Source organism: Streptomyces sp. NPDC040432, assembly GCF_055595445.1.
Window position 1 is genome coordinate 1 of the sequence record NZ_JBVIVP010000019.1, and the last position, 20,312, is coordinate 20,312.

Annotated in this window: 17 protein-coding genes; 7 read left to right on the forward strand and 10 right to left on the reverse strand. The window is 73.2% G+C overall.

What is annotated here, in order from left to right; all coding sequences use genetic code 11:
* From ACZ58N_RS29430 to ACZ58N_RS29460, 7 genes are all read right to left on the reverse strand, one after another.
* A partial coding sequence (locus tag ACZ58N_RS29430) for a phosphoadenosine phosphosulfate reductase domain-containing protein (protein WP_471165826.1) occupies window positions 1–302 on the reverse strand: 302 nt, incomplete at its 3' end.
* Window positions 299–478 carry a hypothetical protein gene (locus ACZ58N_RS29435; protein WP_471165829.1) on the reverse strand — a complete coding sequence of 60 codons (180 nt, stop codon included), beginning with the start codon at window positions 476–478 and terminating at the stop codon, window positions 299–301. The genes ACZ58N_RS29430 and ACZ58N_RS29435, both read right to left, overlap by 4 nt.
* Window positions 475–2,181 (reverse strand): nitrite/sulfite reductase, encoded by a 1,707-nt coding sequence (locus ACZ58N_RS29440; RefSeq protein WP_471165832.1) that lies wholly within the window; start codon window positions 2,179–2,181, stop codon window positions 475–477. Before ACZ58N_RS29440 ends, ACZ58N_RS29435 begins: the two co-directional genes overlap by 4 nt.
* A gap of 214 nt (window positions 2,182–2,395) precedes the next feature.
* Window positions 2,396–2,479 (reverse strand): putative leader peptide, encoded by an 84-nt coding sequence (locus ACZ58N_RS29445; protein ID WP_309550570.1) that lies wholly within the window; start codon window positions 2,477–2,479, stop codon window positions 2,396–2,398.
* 366 nt (window positions 2,480–2,845) lie between these two features.
* Window positions 2,846–3,409 (reverse strand): GNAT family N-acetyltransferase, encoded by a 564-nt coding sequence (locus tag ACZ58N_RS29450; RefSeq protein ID WP_471165834.1) that lies wholly within the window; start codon window positions 3,407–3,409, stop codon window positions 2,846–2,848.
* A 5-nt stretch (window positions 3,410–3,414) separates the two neighbouring features.
* A complete protein-coding gene (locus ACZ58N_RS29455; protein ID WP_471166037.1) occupies window positions 3,415–4,707 on the reverse strand; it encodes a GAF domain-containing protein in 1,293 nt (430 codons plus the stop codon).
* 406 nt (window positions 4,708–5,113) lie between these two features.
* A complete protein-coding gene (locus tag ACZ58N_RS29460) occupies window positions 5,114–6,757 on the reverse strand; it encodes an acyl-CoA dehydrogenase family protein (protein WP_471165837.1) in 1,644 nt (547 codons plus the stop codon).
* A gap of 17 nt (window positions 6,758–6,774) precedes the next feature.
* On the opposite strand from ACZ58N_RS29460, the gene ACZ58N_RS29465 reads away from it, so the two are divergent.
* Together ACZ58N_RS29465 and ACZ58N_RS29470 are read left to right on the forward strand one after the other, a co-directional pair.
* Entirely contained in the window at window positions 6,775–7,890 is a 1,116-nt protein-coding gene (locus ACZ58N_RS29465; protein ID WP_471165840.1) for a YihY/virulence factor BrkB family protein, read from the forward strand.
* A 64-nt stretch (window positions 7,891–7,954) separates the two neighbouring features.
* Window positions 7,955–8,707, forward strand: coding sequence for a helix-turn-helix transcriptional regulator (locus ACZ58N_RS29470; RefSeq protein WP_471166039.1), 753 nt, complete (start codon window positions 7,955–7,957; stop codon window positions 8,705–8,707).
* Here the strand turns inward: ACZ58N_RS29470 and ACZ58N_RS29475 are convergent.
* On the reverse strand, window positions 8,593–9,039 hold the full coding sequence (locus ACZ58N_RS29475) for a VOC family protein (RefSeq protein ID WP_471165842.1): 447 nt from the start codon (window positions 9,037–9,039) through the stop codon (window positions 8,593–8,595). The two genes, ACZ58N_RS29470 and ACZ58N_RS29475, sit on opposite strands and share 115 nt — an antisense overlap.
* Window positions 9,040–9,233: 194 nt before the next feature.
* On the opposite strand from ACZ58N_RS29475, the gene ACZ58N_RS29480 reads away from it, so the two are divergent.
* The 5 genes from ACZ58N_RS29480 to rsgA all read left to right on the forward strand — a co-directional run bounded on the left by ACZ58N_RS29480 (window position 9,234) and on the right by rsgA (window position 18,334).
* A complete protein-coding gene (locus ACZ58N_RS29480) occupies window positions 9,234–9,830 on the forward strand; it encodes a hypothetical protein (protein ID WP_471165845.1) in 597 nt (198 codons plus the stop codon).
* A gap of 108 nt (window positions 9,831–9,938) precedes the next feature.
* On the forward strand, window positions 9,939–12,038 hold the full coding sequence (locus ACZ58N_RS29485; RefSeq protein WP_471165847.1) for a flotillin family protein: 2,100 nt from the start codon (window positions 9,939–9,941) through the stop codon (window positions 12,036–12,038).
* A gap of 84 nt (window positions 12,039–12,122) precedes the next feature.
* On the forward strand, window positions 12,123–16,943 hold the full coding sequence (locus ACZ58N_RS29490) for a DNA repair ATPase (RefSeq protein WP_471165850.1): 4,821 nt from the start codon (window positions 12,123–12,125) through the stop codon (window positions 16,941–16,943).
* Window positions 16,944–17,026: 83 nt separating this feature from the next.
* Window positions 17,027–17,164 (forward strand): hypothetical protein, encoded by a 138-nt coding sequence (locus ACZ58N_RS29495; protein WP_471165853.1) that lies wholly within the window; start codon window positions 17,027–17,029, stop codon window positions 17,162–17,164.
* A gap of 63 nt (window positions 17,165–17,227) precedes the next feature.
* On the forward strand, window positions 17,228–18,334 hold the full coding sequence (gene rsgA / locus ACZ58N_RS29500; RefSeq protein WP_471165855.1) for a ribosome small subunit-dependent GTPase A: 1,107 nt from the start codon (window positions 17,228–17,230) through the stop codon (window positions 18,332–18,334).
* A gap of 309 nt (window positions 18,335–18,643) precedes the next feature.
* Here rsgA and ACZ58N_RS29505 read toward each other — a convergent pair whose 3' ends face one another.
* Window positions 18,644–19,123 (reverse strand): DUF456 domain-containing protein, encoded by a 480-nt coding sequence (locus ACZ58N_RS29505; protein ID WP_471165857.1) that lies wholly within the window; start codon window positions 19,121–19,123, stop codon window positions 18,644–18,646.
* Between the two features lie 24 nt (window positions 19,124–19,147).
* Entirely contained in the window at window positions 19,148–20,125 is a 978-nt protein-coding gene (locus ACZ58N_RS29510; RefSeq protein ID WP_389710129.1) for a helix-turn-helix domain-containing protein, read from the reverse strand.
* Between the last annotated feature and the right edge of the window lie 187 nt (window positions 20,126–20,312).

Genomic DNA, 20,312 nt, shown 5'->3' on the forward strand with positions numbered 1-20,312 from the left:
ACGCTCTGCCGCGGGGTCAGCGTGATGACGTTGACGTCCATCACCGCCTCCACCGCGTCCCGCGTCCCGATCGTCTCCTCGAAGTGGTAACCCGTGTCCAGGAACACCACGTCCACACCCGGCAGGACCCGGGAGGCGAGGTGCGCGACGACCGCGTCCTCCATCGAGGAGGTGACGGCGAACTTCTCGCCGAAGGTGTCGGCCGCCCAGCGCAGGATCTCCAGCGCGGAGGCGTCCTCCAGTTCCCGGCCCGCCCGCTCGGCCAGTTCCTTCAGGTTCTGCGTCTCCTGAACCGTCGTCATATCTCGTCCCCTCCAGCGGTGTTGGACTGACCACCCCGGGACAGCAGCCCGAGGTACTTCAGCTGGAAGGCTCGGTTGCAGGCCCTGCATTCCCACGCGCCGTGACCGGCTTCGTTGGGGAACAGGTCCTCGTCACCGCAGTACGGGCAGTAGAACGGGGCCGCTCGCTCGCTCATGACAGGGCCTCGTCGTCGGCGCGGGTGACCCACGCGGCGAAGCGCTCGCCGTCCTCGCGCTGCTCCTGGAAACGCGTGACGACCCGCTCGACGTAGTCGGGCAGACCGGCCGAGGTGACCTTGAGGCCGCGAACCTTGCGGCCGAAGCCGGCCTCCAGGCCGAGGGCGCCGCCCAGGTGGACCTGGTAGCCCTCCACCTGGTTGCCGTCGTCGTCCAGGACCAGCTGGCCCTTGAGGCCGATGTCCGCGACCTGGATGCGGGCGCAGGCGTTCGGGCAGCCGTTGATGTTGATGGTGATCGGCTCGGCGAAGTCCGGCAGGCGGCGCTCCAGCTCGTCGATCAGCGAGGCGCCGCGCGCCTTCGTCTCGACGATGGCCAGCTTGCAGAACTCGATGCCGGTGCACGCCATGGTGCCGCGCCGGAACGGGGACGGCTTGACGCGCAGGTCGAGCGACTCCAGGGCGGCGACCACCGAGTCGACCCGGTCCGCCTCGATGTCGAGGACGACCATCTTCTGTTCGGCGGTGGTGCGAAGCCGGCCCGAGCCGTGCTGCTCGGCGACGTCCGCGATCTTGGTCAGGGTGGCGCCGTCCACGCGGCCCACGCGGGGCGCGAACCCGACGTAGAAGCGGCCGTCGTTCTGCTGGTGGACGCCGACGTGGTCGCGCCACTGGCCGGAGGGCTGCTCGGGCGCGGGGCCGTCCGTCAGCTTGCGCTTGAGGTATTCGTCCTCAAGGACCTGGCGGAACTTGGCCGGACCCCAGTCGGCGACGAGGAACTTCAGGCGGGCGCGGTTGCGCAGCCGGCGGTACCCGTAGTCGCGGAAGATGGAGATGACGCCCTCGTAGACGTCCGGGACCTCGTCGAGCGAGACCCAGGTGCCCAGGCGCACACCGAGCTTGGGGTTGGTGGAGAGGCCGCCGCCGACCCAGACGTCGAAACCGGGGCCGTGCTCGGGGTGGTTCACGCCGACGAAGGCGATGTCGTTGATCTCGTGCGCCACGTCGAGCAGCGGCGAGCCGGAGATCGCGGACTTGAACTTGCGGGGCAGGTTCGAGAAGTCCTTGTTGCCGACGATGCGGCGGTAGATCTCGTCGATGGCGGGAGTGCCGTCGATGATCTCGTCCTGGGCGATGCCGGCCACGGGCGAACCGAGGATGACGCGGGGCGTGTCACCGCAGGCCTCGGTGGTGGACAGGCCGACGGCCTCCAGACGGCGCCAGATCTCGGGGACGTCCTCGATCCGGATCCAGTGGTACTGCACGTTCTGGCGGTCGGTGAGGTCCGCCGTGCCGCGGGCGAACTCCTCGGAGATCTCGCCGATGACACGGAGCTGCTCGGTGGTCAGCCGGCCGCCGTCGATGCGGACGCGCAGCATGAAGTACTTGTCGTCCAGCTCCTCCGGCTCCAGGATCGCGGTCTTGCCGCCGTCGATCCCGGGCTTGCGCTGGGTGTAGAGGCCCCACCAGCGCATGCGACCGCGCAGGTCGTTGGGGTCGATCGAGTCGAAGCCCGCCTTGGAGTAGATCGTCTCAATGCGCGTCCGCACGTTGAGACCGTCGTCGTCCTTCTTGAACTGCTCGTTGCCGTTGAGGGGTGTGTGGTGTCCGACGGCCCACTGGCCCTCGCCGCGGTGACGGCCGGTCTTGCGGCGCGCTGCGGCTGCTGGGGCGGCTGCGGGCGTTTCGGGGGTGGCGGCCATGGCGGTACGTCCTTCTTCGGCGGCTCGGGGCAAGGGCAGGGGAGGTGCGGCGTGCCCCTGTCGGACCGGCAACGCTGAGCAGGTGTGGCCGAAATGCCGCTTTCAGTCGGGTTTGCCGGCAGGCAGGAGCGGTCTTCGGCCTTCAGGGGGCTTACGTGGTCGACGCGTCCGCTTCAGTGGGGACGGCGTCGACGTGCGGCGGTGGCTGGTTCGGTCAGCTCGCCGGACAGATGGCGCTGGACATGCGGCCGAGGTCGACGTGCCGCCGACTCACCAAGGCAATTCCAGCTCCATTCATGGCGGAAGCGTGTCATGCGCCGATTGGAGGAGTCCACTACTGTCCAGCATTCGGACGAAGTCGTCCCGGATCGTGGGACGCGGTGACCGGGGTCACGTCGGCGGCCGGTCCGTCACCGCCCGGCGGCGGGTCCGTAGGGGCCGACCGGGGGACTGTTTCCGGCCCCGCGACCGGGCGGGAACGCCCCGGGCCGAGTCGGGCCGCACGGGATCGCGGGGCCACCGGGACGGGACCACGGCGGACCGGCAGGAGCCGGCGCGGGCCGGCGCGGGGGTGCGCCGGTCCCGCGGGGAGCAACGGTGGGGGCGTCCGTGTCGCGCCGGGTCGCCGGCCGGGGACGGGAGCCCCGGCCGGCGACCCCGGGGGTCACGCGCCGGGCCAGGGTCCGGGGGTGGGGCCGTCCTGCTTCTCCTCGGTCTCGGTGCGGAAGACCTTGAAGCCGCGCCGCTGGTAGTTGTCCATCGCGGTCGGGCCGTCCTGGCTGCAGGTGTGGACCCAGACGCGCCGCGTGGGCTCCCGGTCCGGCCAACGGGACGCGAGGTCCCAGGCGCGGGCCGTCCCGACCGACAGCAGGTGCCCGCCGATGCGACGCCCCCGGAAGTCGGGCAGCAGCCCGAAGTACATGATCTCCACCACGCCGTCGGGCTGCGGATCCAGCTCGACGTACCCCGCCGGGGTGCCGCGGTCGTACGCGACCCACGTCTCGACGCCGGGCCGCCCCAGCTGCTCCACCCACTGCGCCCGGGTCAGCGACAACCGGTCCGTCCAGTGGATGTCCCCGCCCACCGACGCGTACAGGAAGCGACTGAACTCCGGCGAGGGGACCTCCGCCCGCTCGATGCGGACCTCGGGGCCGGGCCCGGCCGCCGGGACCAGGTCGCCGGGCGCGGTCATTTCCAGGGACCAGGTGGTCAGGGTGATGGTGCTCATGCCGTTCAGGGAACCACATCCGACGCGGGCCCCTCCGGGGCGCCCCGGCCGACGGCACCGCCCTGCCGGGCCCGGACCACCGCGGGGGCGGTCGAGTGGGGGAGCAGCCCCGCCGGATCCGGCGGCCGGACGAGCTCCACCTCGACGTCCTCCGCGAAGCGGTACGGCCGGTGCGTGAGCACGCCCGCGAGGTGGCGGCGGACGCGGGAGAGCTCGGCCCGGACCGTCACCGTGCGCGTGGGGTCCCCGAAGAGTTCCGCGGCCAGCTCCGCCGCCGACCGGCCGCGCGGGGTCTCCGCCAGCAGGAACAGCAGCTCCGCGTGGCGCGGGCTCAGTTCCTGGGACCAGCTGCCGGCGGCCCCGTACACGGTCGCCGACCAGGAGCGAGGCCTGCTGAGGTCCAGCACCACGCGGCTCACCGGGGCGGCGGCCGCACGGGGTTCCTCGATCCGCAGCAGCCAGCCGCCGGGCAGCGGCTCGGCCACGCAGTCGCCGAGCTGCGGCAGCCAGAGCCGGCCCGGGCCGAGGGACTTGGGCAGCGGGATCCGGTCGGCGGGCGCCAGGCCCGCCACCGCCGCCGTCCAGCCGTGCGGGTCCACGGCCAGGGCCCGGCCGGGCAGCCGGGCCAGGAGCGGGGCCGCGACCGCCCGCAACCGCTCCAGGGACTCCAGGTGCCGCACCCGCAGCTCGCGCTCGGCGAGGCGGGCCACGGAGCTGACCCAGGCCAGGGTGGCCGGGTGCATCGTGGCCAGCGGTCCGCTCACGTCGACGACGCCCAGCAGCTGCCCGTCGCGGGGGTCGCGCACGGGGGCGCCCGCGCAGGTCCAGTCGTGGTGGCTGGAGACGAAGTGCTCGGCGGAGAAGACCTGCACCGGGCGCCGCACCACCAGGGCGGTGCCCACGCCGTTGGTCCCGACGACCGCCTCGGTCCAGTCGGCGCCCACGGCGAATCCGAGCCGGTCCGCCTTGCGCAGGATGGAGGCGTGCCCCTCCCGCCACAGCAGCCGCCCGTCCGCGTCGGCGACGACCATGATGTGCAGGGCCTCGTCCAGCGCGGGCAGCAGCCCCTCGCGGAGCACCGGCATGAGGTCCCGGAGCGGCGAGACCTGCCTGCGCTCCTCCGTCTCGGCCGCGGACAGCACGCGCGAGCGGGCGTCCCGGTCGGGGTGCACCCCGCCGGCCAGCATCCGGCGCCAGGACTCGGCGATCTCCGGGCGCGGTGCGGCGGGCGGGCGTTCCCCGGCCAGCGCGGCGGCCCGTACCCCCTTCAGCAGACGCGTCGCGTCACGCGCGTCCATGGCCGAGATGCGTGCCACGTCGACCGTGTCGCCTGCGGTGTTGGCCACCGGAACCTCCCCGTGCTGAACAGGACCTACTGCGGGAGCCGCCCACCGTCGAGCACGTGCCGTTCCCCGGGCGCGTGCGGCGGGCGCCTTCCGATCCGAGGGTTGCAACGGTATGCAACTCTCGCCAACCCCCGGTCACCCGACCGAAACTATCGGCACGCCGCCGAGCGGCGTGACAGCTCCTTCCTCGGGGCTTCTCGGATCAGGGGTGGCGCCGAGTCGGCGCGGCGCCACCCCCGGTCCCACCTCCACGGGCCCGGATCCCGGTGCTGCGCGGTTTGGGGACCGCTCCCAGCCCGTGGTCCGCGCCTGTGCCGGCGGCTGCCGGCCGCATGCCGGGATCGGGCCGGCGCCCCCGTCAGACCTTGATCCGGGCCCGCTCCACCACCGACGCCAGGTCCAGGGTGTGCGGCAGCGTGCCGAAGGCCGAGCCCCGGTCGCCGCCGAGCCGTGAGGCGCAGAACGCGTCCGCCACCTCCGGCGGAGCCCACCTGACCAGCAGGGATCCCTGCAGGACCAGGGCCATCCGCTCCACGACCCGGCGGGCCCGGGCCTCGATGCCGTCGAGGTCGGCCAGTTCGGTGAGCAGGTTCTTGATCGCCGCGTCCAGCCGGTGGTCGGCGCCCCGGGCGAGCCCGACCTCCTGGAGGAACGCGTTCAGGGCCATCGGCTCGCGCTGCAGGGCGCGCAGCACGTCCAGGGCCTGCACGTTGCCGGAGCCCTCCCAGATCGAGTTGAGGGGGGACTCGCGCAGCAGTCTGGGCAGCCCGGACTCCTCGACGTAGCCGTTGCCGCCCAGACACTCCAGGGCCTCCGCGACCATCGGCGTACACCGCTTGGTCACCCAGTACTTCGCGGCGGGCACCGCGAGGCGCAGGAAGGCCTTCTCCTGCTCGGTACCGGCGTCGTACGCCGCCGCCAGGCGCAGCGTCAGCACGGTCGCCGCCTCGGACTCCAGCGCGAGGTCGGCGAGCACGTTGCGCATCAGCGGCTGATCGATGAGCGGCGATCCGAAAGCAGAGCGGTGCTCCGTGTGGTGGACGGCCTGGGTCAGCGCCTGCCGCATGAGGGACGCCGAGCCGATCACGCAGTCCAGTCGGGTCGCCGCGACCATCTCGATGATCGTGCGCACCCCCCGCCCCTCCTCGCCCACCCGTCGCGCCCAGGTCCCGTCGAACTCGACCTCGCCCGACGCGTTCGACCGGTTCCCCAGCTTGTCCTTCAGTCGCTGGATCGCGAACACGTTGCGGGTGTCGTCCGGCAGCACCCGGGGCACCAGGAAGCAGGTCAGACCGCCCGGCGCCTGCGCCAGGACCAGGAACCCGTCGGACATGGGCGCCGAGCAGAACCACTTGTGGCCCGTCAGCAGGTATTCCCCGGAGGCGTCGAGCGGCACCGCCACCGTGGTGTTCGCCCGTACGTCGCTGCCCCCCTGCTTCTCCGTCATCCCCATCCCGAAGAGCACACCGCCCTTGCGTCCGGCCGGGCGCAGGCCCTCCTCGTACACGTGCGAGGTCAGCCGCGGCTCCCACTCGGCGGCCAGCTCCGGATCCGTGCGCAGCGCCGGGACCGCGGCGTGGGTCATCGAGACCGGGCAGCCGTGCCCCGCCTCCGCCTGCGACCACAGGAAGAAGCCGGCGGCGCGGCGCAGGTGCCCCGCGGGCCGGCCCCACGCGTCGGTGAGCCCCGACGTCACCGCGTGGCCCAGCAGCCGGTGCCAGGCGGGGTGGAAGTCCACCTCGTCGATGCGGTTCCCGTACCGGTCGTGCGTCCGCAACTTCGGCGGACATTCGTTCGCCTGCGTCCCCCAGTCCTGGGCCTGGGCCGAGCCCGCGGCGCGCCCGAGGGTCGTGAGCTCCTCCCTTACCTCGTCGAGGAGTTCGGGGGCCGCGTCGGCGAGGTGCCGTTCCACGCCCTCCGTGAGGGCCCGGTCGCCGAGGTAGACCTCGTGGCCCACCAGGGGCGGGGCCTGGTTGCTGACTGTGTGGGTGGTGGCTGCCATGCGGATACCGTAAGGACGTGCAGCCAGCAAAAGAAACACCCGAGCGGATCCCAGGACGGCTCCACCGGGCCCGCGCCCTCTATCGCAACGTCTCGAAGCGGAAGATGGCCTGGCTGCTGCTGAAGGACACCGTCAACTCGTGCATCGAGTACCGGATCCTGGGACTGGCCGCCGAAGCGGCCTTCTTCACGCTCCTGTCGCTGCCGCCGCTCTTCCTCGGTCTGCTCGGTCTGCTCGGTTACGTCGACGGTTGGACCGACACCCAGTCCGTGCAGAGCATCGAGGAGAACATCCTGCGCGCGGTCGGCACGATCCTGTCCGACCGGGGCGTCAACGACGTCGCGAAACCGATGCTCGACGACGTCACCAGCCGGGGCCGGCCCGACCTGATCTCGCTCGGTTTCGCCTTCGCCCTGTGGTCGGGATCCCGCGCCGTCAACGTCTTCATCGACACGATCACCGTCATGTACGGACTCGACGGGCACCGCGGCATCGTCAAGACGCGGCTGCTCGCCTTCCTCCTCTACATCATCGCCCTGCTGATCGGCGCGATCGTGCTGCCGCTGATGGTCGTCGGCCCCGATGCGGTCGTCCGGCTGCTGCCGTGGAGCACGGAGGTCATCGCGGTGCTGTACTGGCCGACGGTCACCCTCCTCTCCATCGCCTTCCTGACCACCCTCTACCACGTCTCCGTCCCCGTGCGGTCGCCGTGGATCGAGGACGTGCCGGGCGCGCTCGTCGCCCTCGCCATGTGGGTGCTGGGCTCGTTCCTGCTGCGGATCTACCTGACCAACACCGTGGAGGGGCCCACGATCTACGGGTCGCTGGCCGCGCCCGTGGCGATCCTGCTGTGGATCGGCATCTCGGCGTTCGCCGTGCTCGTCGGCGCCGCCGTCAACGCCGCCATCGACCGGGTCTGGCCCTCGGTGGCCACCGCCGCGGCCCGTGAGGCCAACGAGCGGGTCCGCGAGGCGGAGGCCGCCCAGCTGGTCGCCCGGGCCGCCGCCTGGCGCGCCCTCGCCGAGGGGGAGTCCGAGGACGACGAGGACGGTGGAATGCCGTCCGAGTTCCCCGAACGCTGGTCGAAGTTCCTGCCGCCCGAGGACTACACCTCCCGGCTCCGCAAGCACTGAGGACCCGCCGCCCCCGGCGACGACATAGCCTGGCGGTGTGTACGAGGAAGCGCCGTCCGCCGTCATGCCCGGGGCCTTCGTGTGGCGGGCCCGCGGGGCGGGCTCCGTGGTGGTGCCCGACGGCTGCATGGACCTGCTGTGGGTCGGTGGCCGCCTGCTGGTCGCCGGCCCCGACACCGGGCCGCACCCCGCCGGGGAGGTCCCCGGTGACGCCTTCGCCGGCCTGCGGCTGCCCCCCGGCGCCGCGCCCGCGCTGCTCGGCGTACCCGCCCACGAACTGTGCGACCGGCGGGTCGAGCTGGCCGCGCTGTGGTCCGGCGCCGAGGTGCGCCGCCTCACCGAACGGATCGCGGCGTACGAGGACCCCCGTACGGGGCTCGAAGAGCTGGCCCGGGTCCGGGCCGCGGCCGTCGGGCCGCCCGACCCGCTCGCCGCCGAGGTGACGGCCCGCCTCCGGGCCGGGGAGTCGGTCGCCGGGATCGCCGGGGCGGTCGGCCTCGGGGAGCGGCAACTGCGCCGACGCTCCCTCGACGCCTTCGGGTACGGCCCCCGCACCCTGGGGCGGGTGCTGCGCCTCCAGCGGGCCCTGGCCCTGGTCCGGCGCGGGCTGCCCCAGGCGCGGGTGGCCCACCTGGCCGGATACGCCGATCAGGCGCACCTCGCCCGGGAGGTGCGCGCACTGACCGGAACGACCCCGGGGGCCTACGCGGCCGGGCCGGAGGGAGCCGACGGGTCGGACGGGCCCGACGGGTCGGAAGGCTCCGAGGGGGCGAACAGCGAGATCCCGGAGCCGTCCGGGTCCAGTACCACCGCGTAGCGCTGCCCCCAGAACGCGTCCCAGGGCTTCATGTGCCCCTCGTGACCCGCGCCGGTCAGCTCGGCGTACAGCGCGTCGACCTCGGCGGGGGAGTCGCACAGGAAGGCGAGCTCCACCCGGTTGCCGCCGGCCGGGCGGGTCCAGGAGGGGTCGATGCCGCGGATGGATTCCTCCGTGTCCCAGGCGATCCGCGGACCTCCGGGGAGGGCGGTCTCGACATGCGGCTGCTCCTCGGAGCCGACCGGCACGTCCAGACCGAGACGACGGTAGAAGGCGAGGGAAGCGGCCATGTCGGAGACGACGATGCCGATCATGTCGAGTCGTGGAGTCATGGCAGCAGGCTAGGCGGAGCCGGCGGTCGCGGTCTTGAAGGAAACGGACATCACCGCTCCGCCGCCACCCGGCATCAAGGAAGCGTAAAGACTGCCGGGATCCGGCAATGCGGTCGACCGCTCGGGCCGGGCAGAATCGGACCCGTCAGCGGGGGACGGCATCCACGGATGCCGGGACACGGAAGGGGGAGGCGATGGCGGAGTTCCTTGCCGCGGTGGTCGCCTTCCCCACCGTCTTCTTCACCTTCGCGCTCGGCGTGATCATCGCGTACTGGCTGATGGTCCTCCTCGGCGCCGCCGAGCACGACACCCTCGACTCCGACGCCGGCTCCTCCGCCCTGGGCACCCTCGGCGTGCCCTTCTCGGTCTCCGTCTCGGTCTTCGTCACCGTCGCCTGGTTCGTCAGCCTCGCCGGCACCGTGGTCCTCGACCGGGCCGGCTTCGGCGGCGGCACCGCGCTCCTCGTCCTGGCGGCCGCGCTGCTCCTGGCCCGGGCCCTCACGAAGGCCTGCGTACCGCCGCTGCGCGGGGTGTTCGAACCCGACCTGCCGCCACCGTCCCGCCAGGACTTCCTCGGGCGGCTCTGCGTGGTGCGCACCGGCCGTGTCGACGGCTCGTTCGGACAGGCCGAGGTCGCCGCCGACGACGGCTCGACCGCCGTCGTCCAGGTCCGCCAGACCGGCGCCGACCCGCTGTCCCACGGCAGCACCGGCCTGCTCTACGCGTACGACGAACCCGGCGAGTTCTTCTGGGTGGCCCCGTACGACAGCGCGCTCGATCCGCGCGCCTGAGGCCCGCCGGCCCCGTCGTCCGTCCTGCCCGCCCCGTCCGGCTTCCCGCCCGTGGCCCCTCCGGTCCGTGACCCGCCCGGCCACCGTTCTCCCACCCGAAGGATTCCCATGGATGCCATCACCCTGGGCGTCGGCGTGCTCGTCGGCGTCGTCCTCCTCCTCGTGTTCGTCGTGCTGTTCGTCGTCAGCAGACTCTTCCGGAAGGTGGAGCAGGGCAAGGCGCTGATCGTCTCGCGGATGCGGAAGGTCGACGTGACCTTCACCGGGCAGGTCGTCCTGCCCGTCCTCCACAAGGCCGAGGTCATGGACATCTCGGTGAAGACCATCGAGATCTCCCGCACCGGCCGCGACGGCCTGATCTGCCAGGACAACATCCGCGCGGACATCCGGATCTCCTTCTTCGTCCGCGTCAACAAGACCACCGAGGACGTCATCAAGGTCGCCCAGGCCATCGGCACCGCACGGGCCAGCGACAAGGCGACCCTCCAGGAACTGTTCAACGCCAAGTTCTCCGAGGCCCTCAAGACCGTCGGCAAGCAGCTCGACTTCATCGACCTCTACACCAAGCGCGACGAGTTCCGGGACCGGATCATCGCCGTCATCGGCACCGACCTCAACGGCTACAGCCTGGAGGACGCCGCCATCGACCACCTGGAGCAGACGCCGCTCACCCAGCTCGACGCCTCCAACATCCTCGACGCCCAGGGCATCCGGAAGATCACCGAACTGACCGCCATCGAGCACGTGCGGACCAACGAGTTCCAGCGCACGGAGGAGAAGGAGATCACCCGGCAGAACGTCGACGCCCGCGAGGCCATCCTCGAACTCGAACGCCGCCAGGCCGACGCCGAGATCAAGCAGCGCCGGGAGATCGAGACCGTACGGGCCCGCGAGGAGGCGGAGACCGCCAAGGTCGTCGAGGAGGAGCGGCTGCGCGCGCAGGGCGCGTTCCTGCGCACCGAGGAACAGCTCGGCATCCAGCGCGAGAACCAGGCGCGCGAGGTCGCCGTCGCCGCGAAGAACCGCGAACGCGTCATCGCCGTCGAGAGCGAGCGGATCGAGAAGGACCGCCAGTTGGAGGTCATCGCCCGCGAACGGGAGACCGGACTGAGCCGGATCGCCGCCGACAAGGAGGTCGAGACGGAGAAGCGGGACATCGCCGAGGTCGTGCGCGAACGCATCGCCGTGGACCGCACCGTCGCGGAGCAGGAGGAGTCCATCAAGCGGCTCCGCACGGTCGAGGAGGCCGAACGCACCCGGCAGGCCGTCGTCATAGCCGCCGAGGCCGAGGCCCAGGAACGCCTCGTCAAGGACATCAAGGCCGCCGAGGCCGCCGAGGCCGCCGCGGTGCACCGGGCCGCCGAGCAACTGACGCTGGCCGAGGCACGCGTCAAGGCGGCCGAACTCGACGCCCGGGCCGCCCTGCGGCACGCCGAAGGAGCACAGGCCGAGGCGGCCGCCGCCGGACTGGCCGCCGTACAGGTCCGCGAGAAGGAGGCCGACGCGATCGAGAAGTCGGGGCTCGCGGAGGCCAACGCCACCGAGGCCGGACTGCGGGCACGGGCCGAGGGCACCCGGGCCCAGGCCATGGCCGAAGCGGAGGCCATCGGCGAGAAGCTGAAGGCGGAAGCGGCCGGACTGACCGCGAAGGCCGCCGCGATGGCCGCGCTGGACGAGGCCTCCCGGGAGCACGAGGAGTACCGGCTGCGGCTGGCGGCCGACAAGGAGGTCCGCCTCGCCGGACTGGAGGTGCAGCGGCAGGTCGCCGAGGCCCAGGCCATGGTCGTCGCGACCGGCCTGGAGAAGGCGGACATCAGCATCGTCGGCGGGGAGTCCGTCTTCTTCGACCGGCTCGTCTCCTCCATCTCGCTGGGCAAGGGCATCGACGGGTTCGTCGACCACTCGCGGACCGCACGGACCCTGGCGAAGCCGTGGCTGGAAGGCTCGGCCGGCTTCACCGAGGACCTGACGCGGGTGCTCGGCGGCGTGTCGACGGCGGACGTACGGAACCTGACGGTGTCGGCCCTGCTGACGAAGCTGATGAAGGGGGCGGGGACCTCGGCCGCCCCGCTCGGCGAACTCCTCGCCCACGCGCAGCGGATGGGACTGGCCGACCTGCCGCTGGCCGCCGTGTCCGGCGGCCCGGTGAACGGGACGCACCCGGTCAACGGGGCCGGCGCGGCCCCGGTGCCGCCGAGCGGCGCCTGAGGCCGGCCGGAGCCGGGCCCGCCCCTTGCGCGCCCGCCCGGCCCGCGACCCGCCCGGTATTCGATACGACGTTCAGGAGTGCAGGTGGCCACCGACATCGAGGCGGGGACCTACGAGGTCCTGCGGGACCGGCTCGCCGGACAGGCGGCGGAGCTGGCACGGCGCGCCACGGCGCTCAACGCGCGGCGGGTCGAGGCCTTCGGGTCCACCGGCCTGTCCCTCACCGGCACGGCCCCGGCCCGCACGGACGGTCCCTGCGTGGCCCGGGACCTCGCCGCCGTGGGGGAGTGGCTGCTGCTCGGCCACGAGGTGCCCGTCGGCCACACCGGTGAGGTCCGGCCCGGCGAGGTCTTCACGCTGTACGACCGGGACCTGGAGCCGGCCCCGCCGGGCTCGGTGCCCGGCCTGCTCGACGACCCCGACTTCGTCCGCGAGTTCGGCGCGCTGTTCCGCTACTACCGCCAGGCCCGGCTGCTGCGGCTGCGCCACGTCGACGGCAAGCTCCTCGCCGTCTTCCGCACCGGCGAGACGGAGGGCGACATCCGCGTCCTGCGCTGGCGCCTCGCCGGGGGCGGCGCCGAGTTCCTCGACGCGCAGGGCGAACGGGACCACCTGCGGCCCACCGCGCCGGACGACGTGCGGTGGACGCGGACCACCCGCGCGGACCAGGTCCCGGGCCGCCACCCGCACCTGGCGGTGGCCGGGGAACTGTACGTGTCCACCGTCGGCGGCAGCCTCACCGTCAAGACGGACGACGACACCGAAACCGCCGACGGCATCCACTCCGAGCCCGTCACCGATCCCCTCCAGGCCCTCGCCGACGCCGAGGTCGCGCACGCCCGCGTCGGGCCGCTGATCCTGCTGCGGGTCCGCCCGTACAAGGAGGAGCAGGACCGGCACCTGGTCTTCAACACCATCACCCGGGACGTCGTACGCCTCGACGGCATCGGCGGCGGCGTCCGCCGGCTGCCCGGCGACCAGGGCATCGTCTTCCCCGGCGGCTACTGCCTCGCCGGCGGCGCCCACAAGACCTTCGACATCGACACCCGGGGCCTCGGTCACGAACGGACCGTGCGCTCCCCGAACGGCGAGGACGTCCTCCACGTCTTCTCGGGCACCGGCCGCACCCTGCTGCTGCCCTACAACCTGATCCGCAAGGAGGCGGCCACCCCGATCACCTGCCACGGCCACGCCCTCTTCGACGACGGCACGCTGACCGTGCTGCGCGGAGCGGACGGCGCCACCCGCGTCCACCCGCTCCAGGTCTGGAAGTCCCCCTACCGCTCCGACGCCCACGCCGCCGCCGGGCCCGCGGCCGGCGACGGCGGCCCGCTCGCCCGGATCGGCAACGCCGACCTCGTCCGAGGCATCGCCGACTGCCTCGAACTGGCCTCCTCCGTACGGGACGTGACCGAGCCGACCGGCGAACTGCACACCGCCCTCAGCGCCGCCTGCGGACGCGCGGGCGACCGCTACCACTGGCTCGGCGACCCCGAGGTCGGCGACCTGCTGACCCCGCTGACCGCCCTGCGCGACACCGCCGAACAGGTCCTCGTCGAGTTCGAGACCGTACGGGAGCTCACCCTGCGGGCCGCCGCCGCCCTGGAGGAGGCCACGGCATCGGCCACCGGCCTGATCCGCCGGACCCGGGGAGAGGCCCCGCGCAGCGCCGGGGAATGGGTGGACCGGCTCACCGCGCTGCGCCGGGCCCGGGGCAGGCTCCTCGCGCTGACCGAGCTGCGCCACGCCGACACCGCAGCCGTCGCGGCGGCGGCCGACCGGGTCGCCGCCGAGCTCGACGCGGCCGGCCGGCGCGCCGTCGGTTTCCTGAGCCGCGAGGACGCCTTCGCCGACCACGGAACGGCGCTCACCGCCCTGGCCGCCGAAGCCGCCCGGATCACCACCGCGGCCGAGGCCGGCCCGCTCGCCGAGCAGCTCGCGGCCCTGGTCGAGGGGCTGCGTACGGTCACCGAGGTCGTCACGGGCCTCGACATCGCCGACGCGACCGTGCGCACCGGCGTCCTGGAGCGGGTCGCGGACGTCCTCGGCGCCTCCAACCGGGCCCGGGCCGTCCTCGACTCCCGGCGCCGGGAACTCGTCGAGGCGGAGGGCCGCTCCGCCTTCGCCGCCGATTTCACCCTGCTCGGGCAGGCCGTCACGGCGGGCCTGGCCGCCGCCACGACCCCCCAGGACTGCGAGGAGGAACTGGCCGGACTCCTGCTGCGGGTGGAGGACCTGGAGGCCCGCTTCGGCGAGTCCGAGGAGTTCCTCACCCGGCTGGAGACCCGCCGCACCGAGGTGTACGAGGCCTTCACCGGCCGCAAGCAGACCCTCCAGGACGCCCGCGCCCGACACGCGGAACGCCTTGCCGCCTCCGCCGGCCGGATCCTGGACACCGTCGCCCGGCGCCTGGTCGGCCTGCCCGACACCGACGCCGTCCACACCTTCCTCACCTCCGACCCGATGGTCGCCAAGGTGCGACGGACCGTGGAGGAACTGCGGGACCTCGGCGACCGGGTGCGGGCCGAGGAACTCGACGGACGGCTCGCCGCCGCCCGTGCGGAAGCAGGGCGGGCCCTGCGCGACCGCCGCGACCTGTACACCGACGGAGGTGCCGTCGTCCGCCTCGGCCGGCACGCCTTCGCGGTCAACGCCCGGCCGCCCGAGCTCGCGCTCGTCCCGCACGGCGACGGGATCGCCCTCGCCCTGTCCGGCACCGACCTCCGCACCCCGGTCACCGACCCGGCCTTCGCGGCCACCCGGCCCCACTGGAAGCAGTCGCTGCCCTCGGAGAACACCGAGGTCTACCGGGCCGAGTACCTGGCGGTGCGGCTCCTGGCCGAGCACGGCCCGGACCCGCAGCCGGAGGCCGAACTGCGGGCACTCGTGAGGGCCGCAGCGGAAGCCGCCCACGACGAGGGGTACGAGCGCGGCGTCCACGACCACGACGCCGCGCTCCTGCTCGCCGCACTGCGCCGGCTGCACGCGAGCGCCGGCCTGCTGCGCCACCCGGCATCCGCCCGGGCCGCGGCCCAACTGTTCTGGGCGTACGGGACGAGCGAGGAGACCCGTACGGCCTGGACCCGGCGGGCCCGGTCGACCGCGCGGGCCCGCCGGACCTTCGGGAAGGTGCCGGCTATCGGCGAGTTCCTGGCCGAACTGGACTCGGAGATGCGGGTGTTCGGCGGGGACGGGGTGTCCGCCGAGTACCTCTTCGAGGAGCTGGCCACCGACCCGGAGGGCTTCGTCGTCGACCCGGACGTCCGGGGCCTCCTCGACAAGTTCACCGCGTGGGAAGGCAGTTCGGGCTGCCGGGAGGACCTGGCGGCACTCGGTGAGGACCTGCCCGCCCGGCGCCGGCTGGCCTCGACCTGGCTGGCCGGCTTCGCGGCGGCGCACGGCGTACCGGTCGACGAGGGGCAACTCGCCGAGGCGGTCGCCGTGGAACTGTGCGGGACCCTGACCCACCGCGACCCGGACGCCGACGGCGCGACGACCACCACCGTCACCGGCCTCCTCGGCGTGCACCCGCGCACCGTGGGCGGCAGCCTCCACCTCGACCTGCCCGAACTGCTCTCCCGGGTCGGCGCGTTCGCGGCGACCGTGGCTCCGGGGCACCGGGCCTACCGCAGGCGCGCCGCCGACCTGGTCGCCGCCGAACACGCCCGGCTGCGGCTGGACGAATACCGACCCCGGCCGCTGCCGGGCTTCGTCCGGGGCCGGCTCGTCGACGAGGTGTACCTGCCGCTGATCGGCGACAACCTGGCCCGCCAACTCGGCACGACCGGCGCCGACCGGCGCACCGACAGCAGCGGACTGCTGCTGCTCGTCTCCCCGCCGGGCTACGGCAAGACCACGCTCATGGAGTACGTCGCCGACCGCCTCGGCCTGATGCTGGTCAAGGTCGGTGGGCCCGCCCTCGGCCGGAACGTGACCTCGCTCGACCCCGCGCAGGCCCCGGACGCCACCTCCCGGCAGGAGGTGGAGAAGATCAACTTCGCGCTGGCGGCGGCCAACAACGTGCTCCTGCACCTCGACGACATCCAGCACACCTCACCGGAGCTGCTGCAGAAGTTCATTCCCCTCTGCGACGCCGGCCGCCGCATCGAGGGCGTCCGCGACGGCGTCGCCCGCACCTACGACCTGCGGGGCAAGCGCTTCGCCGTCTCCATGGCCGCGAACCCGTACACCGAGACCGGCGAACGCTTCCGCATCCCGGACATGCTCGCCAGCCGCGCCGACGTCCGGAACCTCGGTGACGTGCTCACCGGCAAGGAGGAGGCCTTCGCGTTCAGCTTCGTGGAGAACGCCCTCACCTCCCACCCCCTCCTCGCCCCCCTCGCGGGCCGCGACGCCGCCGACCTCGACCTGCTGGTCCGGCTCGCCGAGGGCGACACGAACGCCCGCCCCGACCGGTTGTCCCACCCGTACGCCCCCGCGGAACGCGAGCGGATCGTCGCGGTGCTGCGCCACCTGCTGACCGCCCGCGACACCGTGATCACCGTCAACCGGGCCTACGTCGCCTCGGCGGCCCGGGCCGACGCCACCCGGACCGAGCCGCCCTTCCGGCTGCAGGGCTCGTACCGCGACATGAACAAGATCGCCACGCGGATCGAGCCCGTGATGAACGCCGCCGAACTCGACGCCCTCGTCGACGACCACTACCGGGACGAAGCACAGACCCTCACCGGGGCCGCCGAGGGCAACCTCCTCAAACTCGCCGAACTGAGAGGAGTGTTGACGAGTGATCAGGCAGAGCGTTGGGGTGAGGTGAAGGCCGCGTACGTACGCTCCCTGGCGCCCGGCGGACCGGACGCCGAGCAGATGGCGCGCGCCGTCGGCGCCCTCGGCCTGCTCGCCGAGCGGCTGGCCGCCGTGGAGACGGCGATCCGGGGCCGGGGCTGAGGGGAGGGGCCGAGGGAGGGTCGGGGGCGGTGGGCGGGGGCCGCGGAAAAAGAGGTGGCGGGGGCGGAGGAACGCTTGTTACCGTGAACCCGTTCCCGCCGACCGGTGCGGAACCGCAGCGTGTGCACGATCCGGAGGTGAGTTCATTGATGACCGTCACGGCGCAGGGCCCTGCCCGCACTCAGAAGACCATCAATGTCACCTCCGTGGTCTCCGGCTGACCCCACACCACTTCGCGCGCCGACGAGCGCACGCTGCCGGGACCACCCTGTGAAGGGTTCCCCTTGACTTCCTCTTCTTTCCCGCAGGCCTCCCTCGCGCACGCCCTCACCCCCTTCGGGTGGGACGACGCCTGGGCAGCCGCCTTCGCCCCGTACGCCGCCCGGGGACTCGTCCCCGGCCGTGTCGTCCGGGTCGACCGCGGCCAGTGCGACGTCGTCACCGCGGACGGCACCGTCCGCGCCGACACCGCCTTCGTCACCCCCCACGACCCGCTCCGGGTCATCTGCACCGGCGACTGGGCCGCCGTCGAAGCGGCCGGAAACCCGCGGTACGTGAAGGCGTACCTGCCGCGCCGGACCGCGTTCGTACGCTCCACCTCCTCGCAGCGCTCCGAGGGCCAGATCCTCGCGGCCAACGTCGACCACGCGGTCATCGCGGTGTCGCTCGCCGTCGAACTCGACCTGGGCCGCATCGAGCGGTTCCTCGCGCTCGCCTGGGAATCCGGTGCCCAGCCGTTGGTCGTCCTCACCAAGGCCGACCTCGTCCCGGACCCGGTCACCCTCGGCCACCTGGTCGAGGACGTGGAAACCACCGCCCCCGGCGTCCAGGTGCTCACCGTCTCCTCCCACACCGGGGACGGCACCGACGTGCTCGGGGCGATCGTCGCCGACGGCACGAGCGTGCTGCTGGGCGTCTCCGGCGCGGGCAAGTCCACGCTGGCGAACGCATTGCTCGGCACGGACGTCATGGAGGTCCGGGCCACCCGTGACATCGACGGCAAGGGCCGGCACACCACCACCACCCGCAACCTCCTCGCCCTGCCGGGCGGGGGCGTCCTCATCGACACCCCGGGGCTGCGCGGCGTCGGGCTCTTCGACGCGGAGGTCGGCGTCGGGCAGGTGTTCTCGGAGATCGAGGACTACGCCGCCGCATGCCGCTTCCACGACTGCGCGCACGAGGCGGAGCCCGGGTGCGGGGTGCTGGCCGCGCTGGAGTCGGGGGAGCTGTCGGAGCGGCGGCTGGAGAGCTACCGCAAACTGCTCCGCGAGAACCAGCGCATCGTGGCGAAGACGGACGCCCGTCTGCGCTCGGAGATCCGCCGGGACTGGCGGCTGAAGTCGGCCGAGGGCCGGGCCAACTACGCGGCGAAGCGGAACGGGCGCGCCTGACCCTCCCCTGGCCGGGGTTTCACGTGGGGCTCCGGCCGGGGTGGGGTGGGGTGGGTTCGAGGGTTCGGGGGCTGCGGGTGGGTCGGGGCCGGTGCCGGGGTGGGGTGTCGTCCGGGACGGGCATGATTTATGGCGCCCTGTCCGGGGCTGCGTGGGCGGGGCGGTGGCGTGCGCCAACAAATCACGTTTTGGTCCCGGCCGACACCCCACCCCGTCCCCGTCCCCGACCGAATCCAGCCTCGCCGGCGTTTGAGGCGCGGGGGCCGGGGCGGAGCCCCGGGAACCTGCACCGTGACCCGGCCTCCGGGGTTACGTCAGGGTGGTGGTCAGCCAGGCGGCCGTGATCAGGAGGCAGGCGAGGAGTTCCACCAGGACGCTCGTTCCCGCTCCCCGCATCACGGTCCGGGCCGCCGCCCACGCCGCCCCGTGCGTCCCGAGCCGGAGGCGTTCGCACAGGTAGATCCCGCCCATGAATCCCGGCACCGCGCCCACGACCGGGATGAGGACGAAGCCCAGGACCGCGCCACCGCCCGCGTACGCCGCCATCCGAGATGTGACGCCCAGCCCCTGGATCCGCCTCGGTGGCAGCAACCACTTCACGACCTGCACCAGCAGGAGCAGGGCGGTCGAGGAGGCCAGCAGCACCCAGGAGACCCCCGACCGCTCGTGGAGCGCCCACCACAGCACGCCCGCCCAGACCAGCCAGGTCCCCGGGACGCCCGGGACCATCACCCCCAGCACCCCGAGCAGGAGCACCAGCCCCACCAGGACCAGCTGAGGCAGCTCCATCTGCTCAGGGTGACCGACCCGGCGCTATCGGGCCACCCAGCCGCGTTCGTGGGCGTGCCAGCCGAGCTGGAGGCGGGTCGTGACGCCCGCCAGTTCCATGAGGCCCTTCACCCGCCGCTGCACGGTCCGCAGTCCCAGTTCCAGGTGCTTGGCGACGCTCGCGTCCGTCATGCCGGCCAGGAGGAGGGAGAGGATCTCCAGGTCGGTGGTGTCGGGGCCGCCGTCCCCCTCCTCCGCGAGCCCCGTCGACCCCAACCGCAGCGGCAGGGACTCCCGCCACACCGCCTCGAACAGGCCGAGCAGGGATTCCAGCAGCCCCGACGCGTGGACGACGAGGGCCGCCGGCTCCGCGCCCCGCGCGGTCAGCGGGACCATCGCCAGCGTCCGGTCGGCGATCACCAGTTTCGTCGGGACCTCGCCCGTCACGCGGATCCGCTCGCCGCGCGCCAGGGCCGTCGACGCCTCCCGGATCCCCGTCGGCAGCGTCAACACCTGCCGCTCGATCACCACCCGGTACTCGACGCCGCGGACGGAGGCCCGTTCCTCGGCCTCGTTCTCCGTGCCCGTCACCACCTGCGGACGGCCGCTGACGAGCGCGCACACCTCCTCCGTCGCCCCGAGCTGGAGCTGGTGGAAGCGGTGCGCCACCGCGCCGGCCCCCGTCACCACCTCCACCAGGTCGTGGACGGCCATCTCCCCGGCCTCGGCCCGGTACTCCTCCGCGAGGAGCACCGCCGCCAGCTCCGCCTGCTCCAGCTCGTGCCGCTGCTGCGTCAGGAGCGCGCCCAACGCGACCCCGGGGGGTGCGGCCACCCACCGGCCGGGCCGCGCAGAGGACTGGGCCGCCAGCCCCTGCTGCTCCAGGTGCCGCAGCGCCCGCTCGGTCTGCGGCACCGGCAGCGTCAGGCGGTGCGCGAGGTCGGGCACCTCCGCCGCGCCCAGCGCCACCAGCGCGCGGTACGCCGACTCCTGCCCCTCGTCCAGACCTATCGCACCCAGCAACCCGTCCACCCCACTCTCAGTGCCGTTCCTGGCGGGAAGCGGCCACGGCGCGAACCCGCCGCCGACATCATCGCCGCACCTCCCACCTCTCTGCCAAGGTGTCGCCACCGCAGCACCACCATCCACCGGCCGGAAGCCACGTGTACGTCAGCTATGCCGTGCAAGAGAGCAGTTGGCCGGAATTCAC